17 protein-coding genes and 1 pseudogene are annotated in these 21,524 nt (G+C 47.2%); 13 read left to right on the top strand and 5 right to left on the bottom strand.

Annotated elements, in window-relative coordinates:
* Positions 1 to 63: 63 nt before the first annotated feature.
* Entirely contained in the window at positions 64 to 1,026 is a 963-nt protein-coding gene (locus HG547_RS13305; RefSeq protein WP_169548080.1) for an AEC family transporter, read from the bottom strand.
* 252 nt (positions 1,027 to 1,278) lie between these two features.
* On the opposite strand from HG547_RS13305, the gene lldR reads away from it, so the two are divergent.
* Complete coding sequence (gene lldR, locus HG547_RS13300) at positions 1,279 to 2,178, top strand: LysR family transcriptional regulator LldR (RefSeq protein ID WP_037426242.1); 900 nt, start codon at positions 1,279 to 1,281, stop codon at positions 2,176 to 2,178.
* Between the two features lie 2 nt (positions 2,179 to 2,180).
* On the opposite strand, the gene HG547_RS13295 is transcribed toward lldR, so the two are convergent.
* The 3 genes from HG547_RS13295 to barA form a co-directional block, all read right to left on the bottom strand.
* The gene (locus HG547_RS13295) at positions 2,181 to 2,414 is read right to left on the bottom strand and encodes a DUF3319 domain-containing protein (RefSeq protein ID WP_037421131.1); all 234 of its coding nucleotides are present in this window, start codon (positions 2,412 to 2,414) and stop codon (positions 2,181 to 2,183) included.
* A 142-nt stretch (positions 2,415 to 2,556) separates the two neighbouring features.
* On the bottom strand, positions 2,557 to 3,156 hold the full coding sequence (locus HG547_RS13290; RefSeq protein WP_144344791.1) for a YjaG family protein: 600 nt from the start codon (positions 3,154 to 3,156) through the stop codon (positions 2,557 to 2,559).
* Positions 3,131 to 5,938: a two-component sensor histidine kinase BarA gene (gene barA / locus HG547_RS13285; RefSeq protein WP_169548079.1), complete on the bottom strand. Its 2,808-nt coding sequence runs from the start codon at positions 5,936 to 5,938 to the stop codon at positions 3,131 to 3,133. The genes HG547_RS13290 and barA overlap by 26 nt, the downstream gene beginning before the upstream one ends.
* 101 nt (positions 5,939 to 6,039) lie before the next feature.
* Here barA and rlmD point away from each other — a divergent pair, with 101 nt between their 5' ends.
* The 3 genes and pseudogenes from rlmD to HG547_RS13270 all read left to right on the top strand — a co-directional run bounded on the left by rlmD (position 6,040) and on the right by HG547_RS13270 (position 11,147).
* Entirely contained in the window at positions 6,040 to 7,389 is a 1,350-nt protein-coding gene (gene rlmD, locus HG547_RS13280; RefSeq protein ID WP_169548078.1) for a 23S rRNA (uracil(1939)-C(5))-methyltransferase RlmD, read from the top strand.
* Positions 7,390 to 7,578: 189 nt separating this feature from the next.
* Complete coding sequence (relA, locus tag HG547_RS13275; RefSeq protein WP_037421144.1) at positions 7,579 to 9,786, top strand: GTP diphosphokinase; 2,208 nt, start codon at positions 7,579 to 7,581, stop codon at positions 9,784 to 9,786.
* 358 nt (positions 9,787 to 10,144) lie between these two features.
* Positions 10,145 to 11,147 (top strand): annotated as a pseudogene (locus HG547_RS13270) (IS110 family transposase).
* Between the two features lie 509 nt (positions 11,148 to 11,656).
* Here HG547_RS13270 and HG547_RS13265 read toward each other — a convergent pair.
* Positions 11,657 to 12,496 carry a hypothetical protein gene (locus tag HG547_RS13265; RefSeq protein ID WP_169548077.1) on the bottom strand — a complete coding sequence of 280 codons (840 nt, stop codon included), beginning with the start codon at positions 12,494 to 12,496 and terminating at the stop codon, positions 11,657 to 11,659.
* A gap of 581 nt (positions 12,497 to 13,077) precedes the next feature.
* Between HG547_RS13265 and mazG the strand changes: the two genes are divergently transcribed.
* From mazG to HG547_RS13220, 9 genes are all read left to right on the top strand, one after another.
* Entirely contained in the window at positions 13,078 to 14,013 is a 936-nt protein-coding gene (gene mazG / locus HG547_RS13260) for a nucleoside triphosphate pyrophosphohydrolase (protein WP_169548076.1), read from the top strand.
* Positions 14,014 to 14,129: 116 nt separating this feature from the next.
* Complete coding sequence (locus HG547_RS13255) at positions 14,130 to 15,770, top strand: CTP synthase (RefSeq protein WP_169548075.1); 1,641 nt, start codon at positions 14,130 to 14,132, stop codon at positions 15,768 to 15,770.
* 213 nt (positions 15,771 to 15,983) lie between these two features.
* The gene (eno, locus tag HG547_RS13250) at positions 15,984 to 17,279 is read left to right on the top strand and encodes a phosphopyruvate hydratase (protein WP_011621904.1); all 1,296 of its coding nucleotides are present in this window, start codon (positions 15,984 to 15,986) and stop codon (positions 17,277 to 17,279) included.
* Between the two features lie 100 nt (positions 17,280 to 17,379).
* Positions 17,380 to 17,679: a cell division protein FtsB gene (ftsB, locus tag HG547_RS13245; protein ID WP_086023979.1), complete on the top strand. Its 300-nt coding sequence runs from the start codon at positions 17,380 to 17,382 to the stop codon at positions 17,677 to 17,679.
* A gap of 10 nt (positions 17,680 to 17,689) precedes the next feature.
* Positions 17,690 to 18,439, top strand: a complete 750-nt coding sequence (gene ispD, locus HG547_RS13240) for a 2-C-methyl-D-erythritol 4-phosphate cytidylyltransferase (RefSeq protein ID WP_037426221.1) — start codon at positions 17,690 to 17,692, stop codon at positions 18,437 to 18,439.
* Between the two features lie 51 nt (positions 18,440 to 18,490).
* On the top strand, positions 18,491 to 18,970 hold the full coding sequence (ispF, locus tag HG547_RS13235) for a 2-C-methyl-D-erythritol 2,4-cyclodiphosphate synthase (protein WP_037421163.1): 480 nt from the start codon (positions 18,491 to 18,493) through the stop codon (positions 18,968 to 18,970).
* Between the two features lie 29 nt (positions 18,971 to 18,999).
* Positions 19,000 to 20,127 carry a tRNA pseudouridine(13) synthase TruD gene (locus HG547_RS13230; protein ID WP_169548073.1) on the top strand — a complete coding sequence of 376 codons (1,128 nt, stop codon included), beginning with the start codon at positions 19,000 to 19,002 and terminating at the stop codon, positions 20,125 to 20,127.
* Positions 20,124 to 20,873 (top strand): 5'/3'-nucleotidase SurE, encoded by a 750-nt coding sequence (surE, locus tag HG547_RS13225; RefSeq protein WP_037426213.1) that lies wholly within the window; start codon positions 20,124 to 20,126, stop codon positions 20,871 to 20,873. The genes HG547_RS13230 and surE overlap by 4 nt, the downstream gene beginning before the upstream one ends.
* Positions 20,870 to 21,505 carry a protein-L-isoaspartate(D-aspartate) O-methyltransferase gene (locus HG547_RS13220; RefSeq protein WP_169548072.1) on the top strand — a complete coding sequence of 212 codons (636 nt, stop codon included), beginning with the start codon at positions 20,870 to 20,872 and terminating at the stop codon, positions 21,503 to 21,505. The genes surE and HG547_RS13220 overlap by 4 nt, the downstream gene beginning before the upstream one ends.
* Positions 21,506 to 21,524: the final 19 nt, after the last annotated feature.

Raw genomic sequence — 21,524 nt, 5'->3', positions numbered from 1 at the left:
ACAGTAAAGTGGCTTTGGGTAAATATTCGACACATTGCAATAAGCTAGAGTTTAATCGCTTGTTTATGAATAGGTTTTAACAAGTTGCTCTAAAATAGGTAAGCTAAAAAAAGTCACTATAGTGCCAAATAATATCCCCTGCGCACTGGTTGAGGCTTGGGTGTTATAGCGCTGAGCAAGTAAATAGACGCTGGCCGCCGTAGGTAAGGCACTGAGGATTACACCCATCACTAAGTAATCTCCATTAACGCCAACGCTTTTAAGCATGAAGAAAACCAATGCGGGTTGTAGGATTAATTTAAAGAGGTTGATAAGGCTAAGTTCGATAAGATTCGTCAGGCTAAATACCTTGCTATCTTTTTGGTAGCGCATGGCTTTGGCTAATACCATGCCAACGGCAAATAAAGCGCAGGGGCTTGAGGTATTGCCAATTTGTTGGATCATCATCGCTACGCCAGAGGGCAGTGTTATCCCCAATGCCGAAATTGCAATGCCGATAAAGCAGCCGATAACGATGGGATTTTTAACCACAGCTAAACACATGATCACTACGGCGTGGTGTTGTCTGTGGGTATTTGTCGTAAGCTCCAGCGAGACCAAGGCCACGGCAAACATAAGCACGGACAATAAACTGGCTATGGCGGCGGCAACTAGGGCGCTTTGTTGTTCAGGAAATATAATCACCAGCAGCGGAATTCCAATAAATGCGGTATTGCCAAAGGTGGCATTTAAGGCGCGCACGGCGGCAATTGCATGCTGTTTGGGATTGAAAAGTAAGGATATACCAACACAAATCAGATAAATCATCAGCATGGCGGCGCTATAGCCTGCAATAAATCCCCATTGCAGAATTTCTTCAATCGGTTGCTGGGCCAGTGCAATCAGGAGAATGGCAGGAAACGCAATATAGTAGACATATTGATTGAGCACTTGGTCGGTTTCTACTGGGAGAAAACGCAGTTTTTGTACAAGTGTGCCGAGCAGCATGATCCCGAAGACGGCAAACAGAGGGGTTAAAATGGTCATATCCCTCACTCATCCTTTTGTGTTTTTGCTTTCCCGCAAGAAGACGTTGTGGGTGCGCTAGCAGGGAATAATACCTAGGGTAATTGACGATAATCGGTGTTAGCGCAGTAAACTTATTGGCAAAATAGCATAGGATTAACCTTGGAAGCTATTGCGCTATGGTCGTAGAAATGAATAATTCTACGTTTAAAACACAATGAGTTAGTGCCTTATACCTGTGAGCGGCACTCACGCTAAACGATGGGATTGAACATGGCTGATGATGTTGGCGCTGAGCTGCAGTTAATTTATCTGTTTGTGCATTTGGTGAATGCGGGCAGTTTTTCTCAAGCCGCGAAAGTGCTCGATATGCCTATCGCCACCGTGAGCCGTAAGCTGGCCAAGCTTGAAGAAAAACTCGATAAGCAATTGTTTATGCGAAGTACCCGCAAGCTGCGATTAACCGAGGAAGGTTTAGCGTTATTTCAGCGATATCAGAGTGCGATTGCACAGTTCGATGAGCTCAGTGGCATTGGCAGCGATAAACCTGAAGGCACATTGCGGATAGCTGCGCCAATCTCAATTATTTCAATTATCTTTATTCACGCATTAAACGAGTTTGGCCGTTTATATCCCGATATTCGTTTACACATTTCCCAAAGCAATGAGTTAGTGGATTTAATTGATAAAGGGATTGATGTCGCGATTGTCGGTGGTGCACAGCCTGATTCTTCTTGGGTGTCGAGTACTTTAGGTGAGCTTGATTATCGTTTGTTTGCGACGCCGGAATATTTAGCCCATGCCCCTGAATTGATCCATCCCGATGATCTTGAAAACCATCAGTTGATCAAAGTTTGGCCGCTGTTTAATTGGCATTTAAAGCATCCTAATGGCGAGTCTTTCTATTTTAATGGTCCAACAAAACTCACGCTCACGGATCTCCATGGCGCGATTCAGGCGACCTTAGATCATGGTGGTATTCTGTATGGGCCAGAATTATTTGTAAAACAACAGATTAAAGAAGGGCGTTTAAAAGTGCTCTTACCGGAATGGATTGGCGAACAACGTAGAATTTCGATTCTTTATCACCAACGTAGTCAGCAACCGCTGAAAGTGAAGGTGTTTATCGAGTTTATGCAATCCAAAGCGCCCGAACTTTTTTCAATGGCTTAAGATTAACGTTTACGGGGTTTTAAAGTATTTTGGCTCATGGAGTTTTGCGTTTGCTTAGCATCTTGCAGGCTCGCGCGGGTGGCGGGCACAATCCCAAGCTCACGGTAATAATTCACTAAACGGCGTAATTCAAATAGAGAACCAATACGGTTTTGCCCGCCTATGGTGAGTTTCCAGGTATCGGTAAGGCCTTCGCTATTGGTTAAAATAAAACCTTGATAAACAATTTTTTTCATATTGAATGGGTTATAGAGTTAACTCTATCCTCCGGTGATTCAAACCCGTCGCTGATGCTACCTAAGCAGTAAAAATGTTAGGTAACATCGCCGGATTTTCAAGGCAACTGAAGAGATAAACCCTAGACCTTAAACGGGTTTATTACGCGACGCTGATCCCGATATTCGATACACCCGCTTCGATGATCTCTTTGCGTAAACCTTTCACTAATTCGGCAGTAATCTTAGGGTTTTCTTCGATAATTTCCAGCAGGGTATTTTGCAGCGCGCGCTCTTCCTCCATCACTTCATGGGCGAAGACGTAGTCATCTAAGGCATCATCGGTTAACTCTACATCGCTGATAGTCTCAATATAGTTCGCCACAGTGCTTGAGGATAACTTGCTGATATTGGTTATATCTTCCTCAAGGTTGGTTTGAATCGCCCCAAGCAAAGTGGAAAGTGCAACCACGGCATCCATTGCTGGGTATACGCCATAGCTATCAAAATCGACAGGATCTGGGGTGTTATCTTCTAAGCGTTGCAGATGCACATCGATGTTGAATTTCAGCTTATTGTCGTACTGGGATTGCCAAAGAAGCTCGAGCACAGTGCTTAATACCGCAGGATCACCAAACTCACAAACCTCTGAAAACAGTTGATAGTTAGGCAACATTCGTTGGCAAAGGGCAATGGCAAAGAGTTTTTTCTGTGGTAGTTCTAGCGCTTTTAAACGCTTAAAGAAGCCCGTTTTTTTGGTCATCTGTTATTTCCGCTGATAGCTGTGATAGCACTTGTTTTGCCGCCGATTCTACCTTAGTTAGCTCATCAAGTAACTCTAGTATTTCCGGTTCGAGATCTTCGACACGGGCATCACGTTTCAATGCCGATTCAATCTCTTGGCATAATCGCTGTGTGGTCGGCACCCCGCAATAGCAACTGGCGCCATGAAGTTTATGGATAGTGCTGAGCATCGTGGTTTGATCGTTTTGACTCAGTGCCGTCTCTATCGCTGAGACCGTTTGAGGTAACGATTCCAATAACATGCGTAGCATATCTAATGCTAGGTCAGACTTATGGTTAGCTTGGGTTAAGCAAAGATCCCAGTTGAGGGTATGTAAATCAAAGTGAGTGAATTTGGGCCGAGTGATCCAGCGGTTTATCTCTGCTTTAAGTGCGGCTTCATCTATGGGTTTGGGCAAATAACCATCCATGCCACTACCTAAAATTAGCTCACGTTCCTCGGCAATTGCATGGGCGGTCACGGCAATAATCGGCGTATTTCGGTTCATCGACCCTTGGCGAATTTGCTTGGTGGCGCTGATACCATCGGTGCCCGGCATCTGAATATCCATAAAGATAAGGTCGAAGGTGCGGCTCTTGGCTTGTTTGACGGCTTCTTCACCGCTATTGACGGCGATAACGGTAGTGACTAGCTCGTTAAGCAGTGTATCAATCAGTTTTAAATTGGCGAAGTTATCGTCCACTGCTAATACGGTAAGCGATTGGCGCGCCGCTGGAACTGTAATACTTGCGGGCGGTAATAGGTCATACTCCATTGGTGGATAGAGCATATTACGCGCCAGTTGGTGCTCGCTTACTGGCAGAGACAATACCACGTCAGCATTGGGGCGAATAAACTGACTTAACATGTCTTGCTCTTGGCAGTCGAATAGCACGACTAAACAATCTGTTTTTGTCTTGGCTAGATTTAACGTACTCACTAATTGATTGGGATTGCTAAATCCATGGCAACTTAATAACACATAATCAAACGGATGCTCAGTCGTTGATAGGGTTGTCTGCAAACTAGGAATATGTTGATGATGAGTGACCTTAGTATCCCACTGTGTTAGTTGGCGACTAATCACTGAATGGGTGAGCACTCTGGGCTCATAAAAGAGCACGGTTTTATCTTTCAGTTTTTCAAGCGGTAGTGAATCACCAATTTGGAATTGACCAAGGCCCAAAGGCAGCGTAAACCAGAAGTTCGAGCCTTTATCCACTGACGAGGTAAAGCCAATTTGCCCGCCCATTTGGTTGACGAGGCGTTTGGTGATGACTAATCCAAGCCCTGTTCCGCCAAAGCGGCGGGAAATCGAGGAGTCCGCTTGACCAAAGGCTTGGAACAGGAAGTCTTGCTGACTTTCATCAATCCCAATCCCAGTATCGATAACATCACAGCGCAGCACCACTTGTTCATCAGTCTGCGCTTGTAATTCTAATCTAACCAGTACGCTGCCTGAGTCGGTAAACTTGATAGCATTGCCCACTAAATTATTGATAATTTGGCACACCCGCATGGCATCGCCGTTAACATTGTCGGGGACGTTGGGCGCAATATCGACGACCAATTCCAGCCCTTTGGCCTGCGCGCTACCGGAGATTAAAGTGATGGTTTCACCCAAGGTTTCCCTTAGGCCGAATGGCATGTTTTCTAACACCATTTTGCCGGCTTCAAGTTTCGAGAAGTCGAGGATATCGTTGATAATCGCCAGTAGATTAGTCGCGCTGCGCTCAATGGTATTAATGTAATCGACTTGGCTCGAGTGCAGCGGGGTTTTAACGAGTTGGCGCGCAAAACCAATCACACCATTAAGCGGTGTTCGCAGTTCATGGGACATATTCGCCAAAAACTCTGACTTAATGCGGCTAGCTTCTAACGCGCGTTTTTTGGCTAAATCGAGCTCGACGTTTTGGATCTCAATCTGTTCTAAGGTTTCCCGCAGATCCGATGTCGCCTGATCGATATTTTGCTGCATCTCATCGTGGTATTCCGATAACGATCCTGCCATGGCATTAATGCCGCGTTTTAGCAGATCCAGCTCGCCGATAAGATTGCCTTCGAGCCGCGCATCCAGTTTACCCTCACGGATTTTGGCGACCACCCGCACCATTTCGGTAATCGGCTGGGTGACGTTTTTAACCAGACGAAAGGTAAACAACAGGTTCAATTGCACCCCAATCAACACGATAATAAAGGCGGCCACGGCGGCTCTGTGTTGCTCTAGCAAGGCGCGTTCTTTATTGATAATGACCGAAATATAGCCGAGTAACTCGCCATTATCGGTTTGGATATCAAAATTTGCAGGCTCGCCACCCGTAGGCTGAGCGGTGGCAAAGATCGGTGTGCGTAGAATAAGGCTGTCGCCTACATGTTCAATTTCGGTTTTGTGAAGATTGGTTAGCGCCTCTTTGTAGCGCATGATCTCGAAATCTTTATGGTAGTGCGATGTAACAAAGAGTTGATTATGGATATCAAAAATCGCAATCGATTTAACCAGCGTGGATTTATTGAGTTGGGCTGCGGCAAGGAGTCTTTTCGTTGCTTCCCTATCATTACCGACCAGTCCCACTTCGCTGGCAATCGCTAAAGGCTCGATAATATTACTGCCCTGTTCAATCAGCGTATCTTCGAGTTCATAAAAGCGATTTATGGTAAAGTAGCTGCCCAGCAGAATACCGACTAAGATCGTCGGCGCAAGCGCAAGCACCAGAACCCAGGAACGTAAGCTGTATTTGGTCATGTTGTTGACAGGGTTCATAGCCGCAGCGCAGTTTCCTAAGTTCTAGGGACGATATAATTTTATAAGACTGCCAGAAAAAGGGCGGTCTTGACCAGTTTTTTATTGATTTAGAGGCCGAAATGGCACAATTTTTTAAAGCAAAACCAAATAGTTCCAAGCAATTGTCCGCGAAGCAATCCTTTAGCGTGCAACAGCTCGATCACCTTGGGGCAGGTATAGCACAACATCAGGGAAAAGTCGTATTTATCCCCGGGGCCTTGCCCAGTGAAACCGTGCAGGCGCAGCTGACCGAACAAAAGAAAAACTATGCCCGAGCCAAGCTGATTAAAATCGAGACGCCAAGCGCTGAGCGAGTCACGCCGTTATGTCCACACTACCAAAGCTGTGGTGGTTGTGATTTGCAGCATATGTCATTAACGGGGCAGCGTGAGCATAAGTCGGCGGCCTTGATTGATATTATGGCCAAATTTGCCGGCGCCGAAGGCAACTCAGTGCCCGCATTGACCGGCGAAGGCTGGCACTATCGCCGCCGCGCACGCCTTGCAACGTTATTTGATAAAAATACCAAGCAGTTGAGCTTAGGGTTTCGTGCATCGAGCAGCAACCAAGTGGTGCCTATTGATAGCTGTTTAGTCTTGGCTAAGCCCTTAGCTGATTTAATCACGCCCTTTGCTAAGTTACTTAATCAACTTGCGGCCAAATCGAGTCTTGGGCACTTAGAATTGATTGACGCCGACAATGGTCATTTTGCGGTAATTCGAATCACTAAATCCTTAAATGATAAGGACATGGCTAAGCTTGTGCAGTTTGCCGAGCAGCATCAAATCCATATTTGTTTGCAAGACAACAACGGCGAGTTCCATGGGGTGAATGGCACGCTGTTATTGCCCGTCTATCAGCTGCTCGATGATAAAGCCGATGCAACACCTGTGAGCTTAACCTTTACCCCTGGCAACTTTGTGCAAGTCAATGCGCAAATTAACAAGGCCATGGTGGCGCAGGCGTTAGACTGGTTAGCACCGCAGCCGGGTGAGCGCATTCTCGATCTCTTCTGTGGTATGGGGAACTTCAGTTTGCCTTTAGCTAAACTGGGCGCCGAAGTGATTGGGGTTGAAGGGGTGCCAGAAATGGTTAGCCAAGCCCGTGAAAACGCGGCGGCAAATGGCTTAAGCAATTTAACCTTTTACCATGGCGACTTAAGTGCCGATTTATCCTGCGAGCCTTGGATGGGCAAGATTGATAAATTGCTACTCGATCCTGCGCGCGCGGGTGCATTTGAGAGTTTGCAATGGCTTAAGAAAATGAAACCTCGCCGAGTGGTGTATGTGTCTTGTAATCCGGCGAGCTTAGCCCGCGACAGTGCGGTGTTGCTCGAACGTGGCTACAAGTTACAAAAGTTAGGCTTAATCGATATGTTCCCGCAGACACATCATATCGAAGCCATGGCGTTGTTTGAGCTTGCAAAATAAGTCTTGTATGTCGGGCAAGGTTTTCTCATTTGCCCGCGTTATTCGTGTGTAAAGTAAGCAAAGCGTTTGAATAACGTAAAAAATGTGAAGTTTCGTCTCGTTGGGTTTGACAAGTCCGTGCCAATGCTGAAGATAGGAGTGCCGAGGTGGTGCCACTTTTCTTTGAGCACGAATAAGGAAATAAATTAGATGGTCTCTGTTCGCGAAGCGCACTTTAATGATCCCGATTTTCATCTTGAAGAGTGGGTGGCTCGCTATGTTAGTCATGTCGATGAGGCGCAAACCTTACTCGCCCTGATTGAGCAGGTCGATGCTTTACCCGCTAAGAGTCCTGCCGCGAAAAGAGAACTGCTCGAACGTGCCCGCGAGATGATTGAAATCCTCGCGCCGCTGAATATGGACATCGAGACGCTGCAAGCGGCCATCCTGTTTGTGGTGTTTGATGCGGGCTTATTAGACGAAGAAGCGATCAAAGAAAAGTTTGGTGAGCCGCTGGCGCGTTTAGTTGCCAGCGTGGTGACCATGGATGCCATTGGCGCGTTAAAAATCAATCCCAATAGCCGCTCAACCGAGCCGCAAATCGACAATATCCGCCGCATGTTGCTGGCGATGGTCGAAGACGTGCGCGCCGTGGTGATAAAACTGGCCGAGCGTGTTTGTTTGCTGCGCGCCGTGAAAAATGCCGACGAAGAAACCCGCGTCTTGCTGGCCCGCGAAATTGCCGATATCTATGCGCCGCTCGCTAACCGTTTGGGGATTGGTCAGTTAAAGTGGGAATTAGAAGATATTTCCTTCCGTTATCTGCATCCAGATACCTACAAGGACATTGCCAAACAGCTTGATGGTAAGCGGTTAGACCGCGAAGTCTATATCGAAAAATTTGTTGAACAGTTGCAACAACGCCTCGATGAGGATCATATCCGCGCTAAGGTGTATGGTCGTCCAAAACATATCTACAGCATCTGGCGCAAGATGAAGGGCAAACACCTCAAGTTTGATGAGTTGTTTGACGTGCGCGCCGTGCGGATTGTCACAGAGCGTTTGCAGGACTGTTATGGCGCCTTAGGCGTAGTGCACACTCTTTGGCATCATATCCCGCGCGAGTTCGATGACTACGTGGCCAACCCTAAACCTAACGGTTATCAATCCATCCATACGGTTGTGGTGGGGCCTGAGGGTAAAACCGTTGAAATTCAAATTCGTACCCAAGATATGCATGAAGATGCAGAGCTGGGGGTTGCCGCGCACTGGAAATACAAAGAGGGTAATCACTCCGGTAAGCAAAGCGGCTACGAAGAAAAAATCAATTGGCTGCGTAAAATTCTGCAATGGCAGGAGGACGTGGTTGAAAGCGGCAACTTGGTCGAAGAAGTCCGCAGCCAAGTGTTTGAAGACCGAGTCTATGTGTTTACCCCAAGCGGTGAAGTGGTTGACTTGCCACTTGGCTCAACCGTGCTCGACTTTGCCTATTATATTCACTCGCAGGTCGGCCATAAGTGTATCGGTGCTAAGGTCGATGGCCGCATTGTGCCGTTTACTTATCAGGTTGAAACGGGTGAGCGTATCGAGATCATTACCTCGAAGCACCCTAATCCTAAGCGCGATTGGCTCAATCCAAACTTAGGTTATATCCGCACATCGCGGGCGCGCTCGAAAATTCAGCATTGGTTTAAGCAGCAAGACCGCGATAAAAACATTATCGCCGGTAAAGAAATGCTCGAAGCCGAGCTGGCGCGTGTGAGCCTTAAAATCAAAGATGCAGCCATCGCCGTTGAACGTTTTAATATGGCAAGTATGGACGACTTGCTTGCGGCAATCGGTGGCGGTGATGTGCGTTTACATCAGGTTGTTAACCATATCCAGAGTAAGTTGCGCCTCGATGAGGCGAGCGAAGAAGATGCGGTTGAAGAATTAGTTAAGAAGAGCCAACCTAAATCTGGCACTAATAGCCGTGGGCAGGTGGAAGTGAATGGCGTGGGTAACTTACTCAGTCATATCGCCCGTTGCTGCCAGCCCGTGCCAGGGGATGAGATTTTAGGCTTTATCACCAAAGGGCGCGGTATTTCGGTGCATCGCTCCGACTGTGAGCAGGTGAAAGAGTTGATGCGCGTTCACCCAGAGCGTGGCGTCGATGTAGTTTGGGGCGAGAACTATTCAGGCGGTTATCGCATGCGCCTGCGCGTCTTGGCACATGATCGCAGCGGCTTATTGCGGGATCTCACCTCAGTACTCGCCGCCGAAAAGTCCAATGTACTCGCCATGAGCTCGTCATCGGATATTAAGAATCAGACGGCAGCCATTGAGCTGGAATTAGAACTTTATAATCTCGATGGCTTATCGCGGGTGTTATCTAAGCTCTCCCAAGTCGATAGCGTGATAGAAGCGCGCAGATTGTAATTCTCGACTCCATTGGTTATCGGTTGTAAAAGGCGGTAGGGCATAAAGCGCTACCGCTTTTTTGTATTTGGGAGTTTGTAGGGTAAAAACGTTAAAATAGGAGTGCTAATACCTATACGGCTAAATCACTTATTTGGTCAATTGAAAGCTGCGGAAGATTGATGGGGGAGCCATGGCACTTGCTCCCCGACGCGCAGCAAGTCCGTCCTTGGATGCTCGACCGCCCCGTCTGATGTGAATGGATTCACGAATGCCGCGCTGGCATGGATAATGGAATGGACCCATCCACTTTTAATCGGCCTCGCAATGGGCCACGATGTAGTCGCTAAAACTCATCAGAAAGAGGACGGGTCCACCTATGAAGATTACTACAATCGGTTTAGATATCGCAAAGTCTGTTTTTCATTCTGTTGGCGTCGATAAATCAGGTAAGTTAATTAAAAAGAAAATGCTTAGACGCAAAGACTTGCTGCCCTTTGTCGCTCAAATTGAGCCTTGTCTGATTGTGATGGAAGCCTGCAGTGGCGCAAATTACTGGGCCAGAGAATTTGAGCTGTTGGGCCACAGCGTCAAGTTAATTGCTCCTCAATTTGTCGTGCCTTTTCGGCAAGGTAACAAAAATGATTACAACGATGCGCTAGCCATTGCCGAAGCTGCGCAGCGGCCCAACATGCGGTTTGTAAAACCCAAAAGCGTCGAGCAGCAAGATGTGCAACTGCTCCACCGTATGCGCGAACGATTAACTAAGCAATCAACAGCCTTAATCAACCAAGTGCGAGGCATGTTAGCAGAATACGGCATCGTGATAGCCAAAAGTAAATCGGCTTTTAAAGTACAGTTCCCTGAGATTTTAACTAACGAAACCAATGCGCTGACTACCAAAGGTCGGACGATTTTTTATCAGTTATATGAAGAGTTTACAGATATAGAAAGACGGCTTAAGGATTGTGATACCCAAGTACTCACTGAAACGAAAAACAATGTGATTTGCCAGCGTTTAGAGACTATCCCAGGTATTGGTCCAGTCACCGCTACGGCCTTTTATGCGGCTGCTGGAGAGGGTAAAGACTTCAGTAATGGTAGACACTTTTCAGCTTGGTGTGGCTTGGTCCCCAAGCAACACAGCAGCGGAGGTAAAGATAACCTCCTTGGGATAAGCAAGCGGGGAAATGCGTATTTACGTACCCTGTTCATTCACGGCGCCAGAGCGGTGTTGCAACACAGCCAGAATAAGCAAGATAAGTTTACAGTTAGCGGAGCGCCGAGGTTTTAACCGAGCCTGTGTGGCCGTCGCCAATAAACTCGCGAGAATGGCATGGGTTATCGCAGCGCGTGAGGAAGAGTATCGGCTTCCAGTATAGTACTGAATAGATTCAATAAACGTTAAGAATTAACCAACCAGCAAGTTGCTAAGACACTTGATTTGATGATGAGACAGTCAGACTGATCTACTGAAAACCTTAGCTCGGCATAGGCTCATTACGAAGCCGCAGGGATGATAAGGACAGTAGAAGCAGATATCCATCAGGGCCAGAGGAACTCCTCAACAACAGGCCGGATATATGGGTGCAATGAACTCTTCTCAAAATCGTTATCGAATGTCTTGCAAACCGGATGGGTCCATATATGCCAAAGAGCGGCCGTGGAGCGGACGGTCGTCTCGCTAATCTCCATGGCTCACCTTTTTAGTATCGGCGTAACCTGTCGATTTGAAAGAAGGTACGTGTCCCGTTTTGGGACAAAAGCGTGATAGAGCCGTTGCTCTAACTCTTCAGTTTCGGATTAAAATTTTTTAAGGATTTAACGCCTGGCTTTGCGGCGTGCCGGAGCGCAGCGTAGGCACGTCCGACAACAGCCAATTGTTATGAGATTAAGCTGGAACAATTTGGTACACCTTTCCTATCTCCCTAATAATCTCCACCCCTTTAGGGAGCAGTTTCCCTGCTTGATCCGACAGTTGATGGCTTGATAGGCCTGTTATTGCACCCCCATTGATAACATTTTTTTCTACAAGATCGCTAAACTTTTGTATCAACACGTCATCGTTGTCGCCAACGACGCTGGTTGGCGTGATGTGCCGCGTTGCCTCCTTAAGGATTTGGTAACGCCCCGGAGTGATGCCATATTTTTTGACAATAGAGTCACAGTGATCTTTTTCATCGACACCATCAACGGCAACCAAATCAAAATGCTCAATGCCAAACAACTCGCCATTGCACCTCGCATGAGTGACCGCATTCACTAGAAGATCTATCCAGCCATAGTCAAGATTCATAGTGTTGCCAGCACTGATCGAAACGCTAACACCACCGTTAGATATCCCCATATTTCTGTCATTAGCTGGAGAAGTGAACTCTATGTCTTCAGGTAACTCGCCTTCATGGACGAGCTCACATCTGTAGTATTTGTAGAGAATATAAGCAACATCGAGCTGGTTACCTTTAAAGTTCACACTAATACCGCTATTGCCAATATCTGGGCCACCAAAATCGCCGAAAAGAATTTTCCTTATCCGGCCGCCTAGAAATAAAGTGAAGGCTTCGCCATCTCCCATCATTTTTTTCGGATCTTTTATTGATTTAGTTTTGTCTTTCGGAAAGGTTTTTCTGGAAGAGGCAGCAACAGCAAGCATTAAATTGGTTAGCGCACCAAGATGCCTTCCATTTTTCGCTAAAAATAACGCGTCCTCCACCTGCTGTTTAATGCTCATAGTTTTTCCTTCTCATAACATTTTATTCGTGCGCATGCGCGTTTATCACGTTAGACCAGTAAAAATGCGCACAGTTAACTATCTGTATGTAAAGAAGTTATCAGCTTTTTTACAAATACACCATCCGGGAAAACGCGCATGCGCGTTTTCCAAACCTATTAACTAAGCTCAATAGACTTTATCCCATTGATTTAAAGTGACTTTCAATTTTATTTTTTGGAAAAATGCGCACGGATGTTGCTCTCAAAACCCTCAAAAACTAGCGTAATACTATATGACTGTATATCTAACCAGGATTCGGCTGTTATAGAGAAGCACTAAAGTGGAGGGCTAATAGATGAGATTTTGTAGGGTAACTCTTTCGTAAAGTCCAGAACGAATAAACGTGTGCTAACAAGCTTTGGGGCATATCCTCTTCATTAAAACCTAATATCAGACTCAAAATAGCACTTTGAGCTTGGCTACTTTATTATTAGCGTTTTATTGCCCTTATTACGGCCTTAGTTGCGACTCAGCTTGAGTGTATTCCTGTTTACGCATCCTGCACCTGTGTCGACTCTCTTTCTTGAAAGGATATCTGCATGACTTCCCATACCACGCCTTCTACTACTGAGCTTTCAGCAACAGAGCTATCCACAAAAGAACTCTCTTCAAAAGTGCCATCATCAAACAAGCTTCCCGCAGCAGTTTCAGCAACCGATGTTGCGCCGTTACTGAAGATTATGGAGAAGCTGCGCGATCCGCAAACGGGTTGTCCTTGGGATAAGGCGCAGACCTTTCAAACCATAGTGCCTTTTACCCTCGAAGAGGCCTATGAAGTGGCCGACACGATTGAGCGTTTAGCCCTAGATGAACTGCCCGATGAGCTGGGGGATTTATTATTCCAAGTGGTGTTTTATTGCCAGCTTGGCAAAGAGCTGGGCAGGTTTGATTTCAGCACAGTCGTTAATAAAATCACCGACAAACTCACCCGCCGTCATCCCCATGTGTTTGGTGAAGCTACGTTTGAGGCGGATGCTAGTAGTCAGCAGATGAAGGCCAATTGGGAAGCGATCAAAGCTAGCGAGCGTGAACAAAAGGCTCTGGCGGCTGGGGTGACTTCATCAAACGAAGTTTCTGTGCTTGATGATATTCCGCGCGCACAGCCGGCGTTATCCCGTTCAATCAAAATTCAGCAGCGGGTAGCTCGTGTCGGGTTCGATTGGCCAGATCTTGAGCCCGTTGTCGCAAAAATCCATGAAGAAATTGAAGAAGTGCTGGCGGAGGTGAATCAGCCAACGCTTGACCAAGCCAAAGTGCAGGCCGAAATAGGTGACTTATTATTTGCGGTGGTGAATTTGGCGCGTCATTTAAAGGTGGACCCAGAACAAGCGCTGCGCCAGGCCAATGTTAAATTTGAACGCCGTTTTAAAGGTGTTGAGGCATTCGCGAGACAAAATAATAAAGCATTAGAAGAACATAGCTTAGAAGAGTTAGATGCCTACTGGGATAAGGTTAAACAGGGCGAGCCAAGATAAAGGGCAAATTATCCGGATTGGTGTTTGTCGAATGGCAACACCTTTGGTATACTACTGCCCCGTCCTAGTGCTTTCTTACAAGCACGTATTTTCAAACTCATTTTCTCAGGTTCAGCATGACTACAAGGTATATCTTCGTTACTGGTGGTGTGGTTTCATCACTAGGTAAAGGCATTGCAGCCGCTTCATTAGCCGCAATTTTAGAGGCCCGTGGTCTCAATGTAACCATCATGAAACTGGACCCATACATTAACGTTGATCCAGGTACCATGAGCCCAACGCAACATGGTGAAGTGTTTGTGACTGAGGACGGCGCAGAAACAGACCTTGACCTAGGCCACTATGAGCGTTTCATCCGCACTAAGATGAACCGTCGCAACAACTTCACTACGGGTCGTATTTACGAGGAAGTGTTGCGTAAAGAGCGTCGCGGTGACTATTTAGGCGCGACGATTCAGGTGATCCCACACATCACTAACGCGATCAAAGAAAAAGTGATTGCTGGCGGTGAAGGTCACGATGTTGCAATCGTTGAAATCGGCGGTACTGTGGGTGATATCGAATCACTGCCATTCCTTGAGTCTATCCGCCAATTAGGCGTTGAACTGGGCCGCGATCGTACCCTGTTTATGCATTTAACCTTAGTGCCATTCCTAGGCGCCGCGGGTGAAGTGAAAACGAAACCGACTCAACACTCTGTAAAAGAGTTGCGTTCTATCGGTATTGCACCAGACGTATTGATCTGCCGTGGCGACCGTGCGATTCCTGCCAACGAGCGTGCGAAGATTTCGTTATTCTGTAACGTTGAAGAACGTGCAGTTATTTCATTAAAAGACGTCGACAGCATCTACAAGATCCCTGCGCTGCTGCGCTCACAGGGTTTAGATGACTTAGTGGTTAAGCGTTTTGGCTTAGAATGCCGCGAAGCTGACTTGTCTGAGTGGGAAAACGTCATTTACCAAGAAGCCAATCCAAACGGCGAAGTCGTGATTGGTATGGTGGGTAAATACATCGAACTGCCAGACGCCTATAAATCAGTCAACGAAGCGTTAAAACACGCAGGCCTGAAAAACCGCGTATCTGTGACTATCAAGTATATCGACTCACAAACCGTTGAAGCCAAAGGCGATGAAGTCTTACAAGGTTTAGACGGTATCTTAGTCCCAGGGGGCTTCGGTGAGCGCGGTGTGGAAGGTAAGATTCTGGCGGCTAAATTTGCCCGTGAAAACAACCTGCCATACTTTGGTATCTGTTTAGGTATGCAAGTGGCACTGATTGAATTTGCCCGTAACGTTGCTGGCATGGCCGATGCTCACTCAACCGAATTCAATAAAGCAACGCCATTCCCAGTGGTTGGCTTAATCACTGAATGGGTTGACGAAGAAGGTAATGTTGAACAACGCCATGAAGCCTCTGATTTAGGTGGCACTATGCGTTTAGGTGCGCAGTTATGTCACCTACTTGAAGGTTCAAAAGCGGCGCAAGCGTACAAAGGTAACACTTGTGTTGAGCGTCACCGTCACCGTTACGAAGTGAACAACAAGTACAGAGAACGTTTAGAACAAGCGGGTCTGGTATTTAGTGGTTTATCTTCGGACCGTAAACTGGTCGAGATGATTGAGCTTAAAGATCATCCTTGGTTTGTAGCGGGTCAATTCCACCCAGAATTCACTTCGACCCCACGCGATGGTCATCCATTGTTCGAAGGTTTCGTTGCTGCCGCAAGTGCACATCAAAAACGTGATCTGAAGAAATAAATTTTAAGGCCGGACCCGCGACAGTGGGCCCGGCCTTTTGTTACACTCAGGCCGCGTAATCATGAGTCAAAACTCATACCCATGTGTATAAACGACATGCGTATAGACGGAAATAGTAAACGGAATTTAAAGATTTTGGTCGTACTCTACATCTGTTAATTCCCATTGGTATTGGTTTTTTCTTTTCTCTTTTAAACTTAAATCGAGGGTAATATGGCTAAGATTATTAACGTGATTGGTCGCGAGATTATGGATTCTCGTGGTAACCCAACAGTTGAAGCCGAAGTGCATTTAGAAGGTGGTTTTATCGGTATGGCGGCTGCGCCATCTGGTGCTTCTACCGGTAGCCGCGAAGCGCTGGAACTGCGTGATGGCGACAAGAGCCGTTACTTAGGTAAAGGTGTATTGACTGCTGTGGCTAACGTAAATGGCCCTATCCGTGCAGCGTTAATCGGTAAAGATGCGACTGCACAGGCTGAGCTTGATCAAATCATGATCGACTTAGACGGCACTGAAAACAAAGACAAGTTAGGCGCTAACGCGATTCTAGCTGTGTCTTTAGCGGCGGCTAAAGCGGCTGCAGCATTCAAAGGCATGCCTTTATACGCTCACATTGCGGAACTAAACGGCACACCTGGCCAATACGCTATGCCAGTGCCAATGATGAACATCCTTAACGGTGGCGAGCACGCGGATAACAACGTTGATATCCAAGAATTCATGGTTCAACCTGTTGGCGCGAAAAACTTCCGCGAAGCTTTACGTATGGGCGCTGAGATTTTCCACACCCTGAAAAAAGTACTGCACGGTAAAGGTTTAAGCACTTCTGTGGGTGACGAAGGTGGTTTCGCACCTAACCTGTCTTCTAACGCTGATGCATTAGCGGTAATCAAAGAAGCCGTTGAATTAGCAGGTTACAAGCTGGGTACCGACGTGACTCTGGCATTAGACTGCGCGGCTTCTGAGTTCTACAAAGACGGTAAATATGACCTGTCTGGCGAAGGCAAAGTATTCGATTCAAACGGTTTCTCTGACTTCCTGAAATCATTGACTGAACAATATCCAATCGTCTCTATCGAAGACGGTCTGGACGAGTCAGATTGGGATGGTTGGGCATACCAAACTAAGATCATGGGCGACAAGATCCAATTAGTGGGCGACGATTTATTCGTAACTAACACTAAGATCTTAACCCGTGGTATCGAGAACGGCATCGCTAACTCAATCCTGATCAAGTTCAACCAAATCGGTTCATTAACTGAAACCTTAGCGGCTATCCGTATGGCAAAAGCGGCGGGTTACACTGCGGTGATTTCACACCGTAGCGGTGAAACTGAAGACGCTACTATCGCTGATTTAGCGGTAGGTACTGCGGCTGGCCAAATCAAGACCGGTTCACTGTGCCGTTCTGACCGTGTTGCTAAATACAACCAATTGCTGCGTATCGAAGAGCAATTAGGTGAAAAAGCGCCATACCGCGGTTTGAAAGAAATCAAAGGTCAGGCGTAATTTAGTCGTCTGATGTAAAAAGGCCACCACTTGGTGGCCTTTTTTGTTGTACTATCTGCAGTATATTTTTTTAATTCAAGATACTGACGCTAATTCCTCCATGAAATTCTTTGTCATTGCACTCATAGTGCTTCTCGGTTTGCTGCAATATCGGCTGTGGTCGGGCGATAACAGCCTGCCCGAATACTTTGTTCTGCAAAAACAGATTGCTGCTCAGCAAGATGGTAATGCAAAACTCAATGAGCGTAACCAAGTGCTTAAAGAAGAAATTATCGATCTTAAGAGTGGTACAGAAGCGATTGAAGAGCGGGCGCGTAACGAGCTTGGCATGGTGAAAGAAGGCGAGACCTTCTATCGCGTGGTGGGCGGTGACCGTGCAGTATCGAGTCCCTCGCAGTAACGGAGCACAAATGGATATCGTCTTAGAAGCCGCGCCACAGACTGAAACAGAAGTCGCTATTCAGCTGGATCCTTTCTCACCTAATGTGGTTGCGATTGTGCCAGCCGCAGGGATTGGCAGCCGCATGGGCGCGGGTAAACCCAAGCAATATTTAACTTTGTTGGGACAAAGCATTCTGGCTCATACCTTAGACAAGTTATTGTCCCATCCGCAAATTAACCAAGTGATTGTCGCGCTGCATCCTGAGGATACCGAGTTTGCCGCGTTGCCCCAGGCCAAGCATCCCAAGCTGGTGACTGTTATTGGCGGCTCTGAGCGCGCCGACTCAGTGCTGGCGGCACTCGATAAGGCGCCCGACAATGGTTGGGCTTTAGTACACGATGCGGCTAGACCCTGCTTAACGGCGCAAGACATAGATAAATTGCTGGCTTCGCGGGTGCACTTTCCCCAAGGTGCCATTTTGGCGATGCCAGTCCGCGATACCATGAAGCGCGCCAATAGCTTAGGTGAAATTAGCTCGACTGTTTGCCGCGATAATCTCTGGCATGCGTTGACGCCGCAGTTATTTCCAACCTCCTTGTTGCGATTACATTTAAAAGCCGCGCTTGCCGCGGGTGCTGTTGTGACCGATGAAGCCTCAGCGATGGAGTGGGCGGGTATTTCCCCTGGTTTGGTCGCCGGGCGGGCGGATAACATTAAAGTGACCCATCCCGATGATTTGGAGTTAGCAGAACTTTTTTTACTGCGTGCTAAGGCTTGAAGGCAAGCTGAGTGAATTGCGCAATTGATTAAATACGTTAGGAAATAAGTCATGAAAATCCGTATCGGCCATGGTTTTGATGTTCATAAATTTGGTGAACCGCGCCCGTTAATTTTATGCGGGGTCGAAGTACCCTACGAAACTGGGCTGGTAGCTCATTCCGATGGTGATGTAGTCCTGCATGCCATCTCCGATGCCATTTTAGGGGCGATGGCCCTTGGGGATATAGGTAAACATTTCCCTGATACCGATGCCGCCTATAAGGGCGCCGATAGTCGCGTTTTGCTGCGCCATTGTTATGCCTTAGCGCGGGCGAAGGGATTTGAGCTGGGTAATCTGGATGTCACTATTATTGCCCAGGCGCCTAAGATGGCGCCGCATATCGAGGATATGCGCCACGTGCTGGCAGCCGATCTTAATGCTGATATTGCAGATATCAACGTCAAGGCCACTACCACAGAAAAACTCGGATTTACCGGCCGTAAAGAAGGCATCGCGGTCGAAGCCGTCGTATTACTCAGCCGCCAATAGCCTGCAACTTTAAGAGATAAGAAAGACCCATGAGCGAACTACATTACCTGTACGGCAAACCGACGGGCACCGCAGATTTAAGAACCGTTAACAGCGACTTTATCGTCAAAGAGATTTTGCCTTTTAGCCCGTCGGGCGAGGGTGAACATCATTTAGTCCACATTCGTAAGGATGGATTGAACACGGTACAAGTGGCTGAAATGCTGGCGAAGTTCGCTAAGGTTCATCCCAAAGAAGTGACCTATGCAGGACAAAAAGATAAAAATGCCATCACAGAACAGTGGTTTGGCATTCGCATCCCTGGTAAAGAAACCCCTGCGTGGAGCGAGCTAAACAGCGAGCGTTTAACCATATTATCCAGTAGTCGCCACAGCAAAAAATTACGTATTGGCGCGCTCTTGGGCAACCGTTTTATCCTTACCCTGCGCAATGTCACAAACGTGGAAGACATTATCAGCCGCATCGAGAAAGTCAGCCAAATAGGTGTGCCCAATTATTTTGGTGAGCAGCGTTTTGGGCATGATGGTAAAAACCTGGTGCTTGGTCGGCAAATGCTAGCGGGCAAAAAGGTGAAAGACCGTAATAAGCGCAGCATGTATCTGTCTGCGGTGCGCTCCAACCTATTCAATACCGTTGTCTCCTATCGTTTAGCCAATTATGGCACTAAACCCTTAGCGGGGGATTGTGTGATGCTGGCGGGCAGCAAAAGCTTTTTCGTTACGCCTGAATGGGATTTAGTGGTATTAAAGCGTTTGATTGAGAAAGATATTCAACTTTCTGCACCGCTCTGGGGTCGCGGAAAAATGCTGCCGCAGGGCGAAGCCGCCGAGGTTGAAACCCAAGCCATGGCTGAGCTGAGCGACGATTGCTACGGCCTTGAGCACGCAGGTCTTGAGCAGGAACGCCGCCCATTGCTACTGGAACCTCAAGGACTTAAATACGAGCAAACCGCGGATGGATTGGTACTCGAGTTTATTTTACCTGCGGGTAGCTTTGCGACATCGCTGTTAAGAGAGCTGGTTGATTATCAAGATGTGAAAGAGCTGCAATGGCAAGCGACAGTTACGCCGGATACGAATGCTCCTGAGGCAAATACTGCAACTGAAAGCGATGTTGCAGAGGTCAATCTAATCGATAATGGCGAGTCCACTTTATGATCCGCATCCTTGTCAGCAATGATGATGGGGTGAATGCGCCGGGAATAAAAGCCTTAACGGAGGCGCTTGCCGAAATCGCCACTGTGATGACGGTCGCACCTGATCGTAATTGTTCCGGTGCAAGTAACTCTTTAACCTTGACTAATCCATTAAGAATTAATAGGTTAGATAATGGTTATATTTCGGTGTACGGTACACCAACAGATTGCGTCCACTTAGCCATACGGGAGCTCTGTGATGGTGAGCCGGATATGGTGGTATCGGGCATCAATGCTGGCGCGAATATGGGGGATGATACTTTATATTCGGGCACGGTCGCGGCGGCAATGGAAGGGCGTTTTTTAGGCTTTCCCGCAGTAGCGATTTCGCTTAATGGCAAAGCCTTTAAGCATTATCACACTGCCGCCGTTTACGCGCGGCGAATCGTGCAGGGGCTATTAGCGCACCCGATTGCCAGTGATCAGATCCTCAATATCAATGTGCCGGATTTACCGTTGGATGAGATTAAAGGCATAAGAGTGACGCGCCTTGGAGCGCGGCATAAAGCTGAAGGCATTGTGCGTACGCAAGATCCCGCAGGACGAGAAATTTTTTGGCTCGGCCCACCGGGTGTTGAACAAGATGCGAGTGAAGGTACCGATTTCCATGCCATTGCTCATGGTTATGTGTCGATCACTCCGTTAACCGTAGACTTGACCGCGTATAAACAGTTATCGATATTGCAAAATTGGGTAGATAAAATATGACTCGAGTTGCCTTAACATCGGCGGTGAATTTAGCGAAAAAGCTTCAGGATGCAGGAATCAGCAATCCAGCCGTGCTTAAGGCAATATCCTTTACCCCACGCGAATTGTTTCTTGATAATGCGTTAGCCCATAAAGCCTATGAGAATACAGCCTTACCTATTGGCCAAGGGCAAACCATTTCTCAGCCTTATATCGTCGCGCGAATGACTGAGTTACTGCTTCAACATAAACCACATAAGGTGCTTGAAGTAGGAACGGGCTCAGGTTATCAAGCGGCGATTCTCGCCCAATTAGTACCAGAGCTTTGCACTGTGGAACGTATAAAGACGTTACAGATCCAAGCAAGGCAAAGATTAAAGCGGCTCGATCTGCATAATGTTTCCTTTAAGTATGGCGATGGCTGGCAGGGCTGGCAGAATCGTAGTCCCTATAATGGCATTATGGTCACCGCAGCTGCCGCAAAGGTTCCTGAAGCGTTATTATCCCAGTTAGCCGAAGGCGGCGTATTAATTATCCCCGTGGGTGAAGAAACGCAGCAATTGATGCGGATTACGCGTCACTTGGATAGTTTTAGTTCTGAAGTGATAGAGACAGTCAAATTTGTTCCTTTAGTAAATGGTGAGCTTGCATAGCGCGTTTATCGATTTATAA

Source organism: Shewanella sp. DNRA4, assembly GCF_012843185.1.
Taxonomy (GTDB): Bacteria; Pseudomonadota; Gammaproteobacteria; order Enterobacterales; family Shewanellaceae; genus Shewanella; species Shewanella xiamenensis.
The sequence above is the reverse complement of the archived record's forward strand: the minus strand, read 5'-3'. Positions and strand labels throughout refer to the sequence as shown.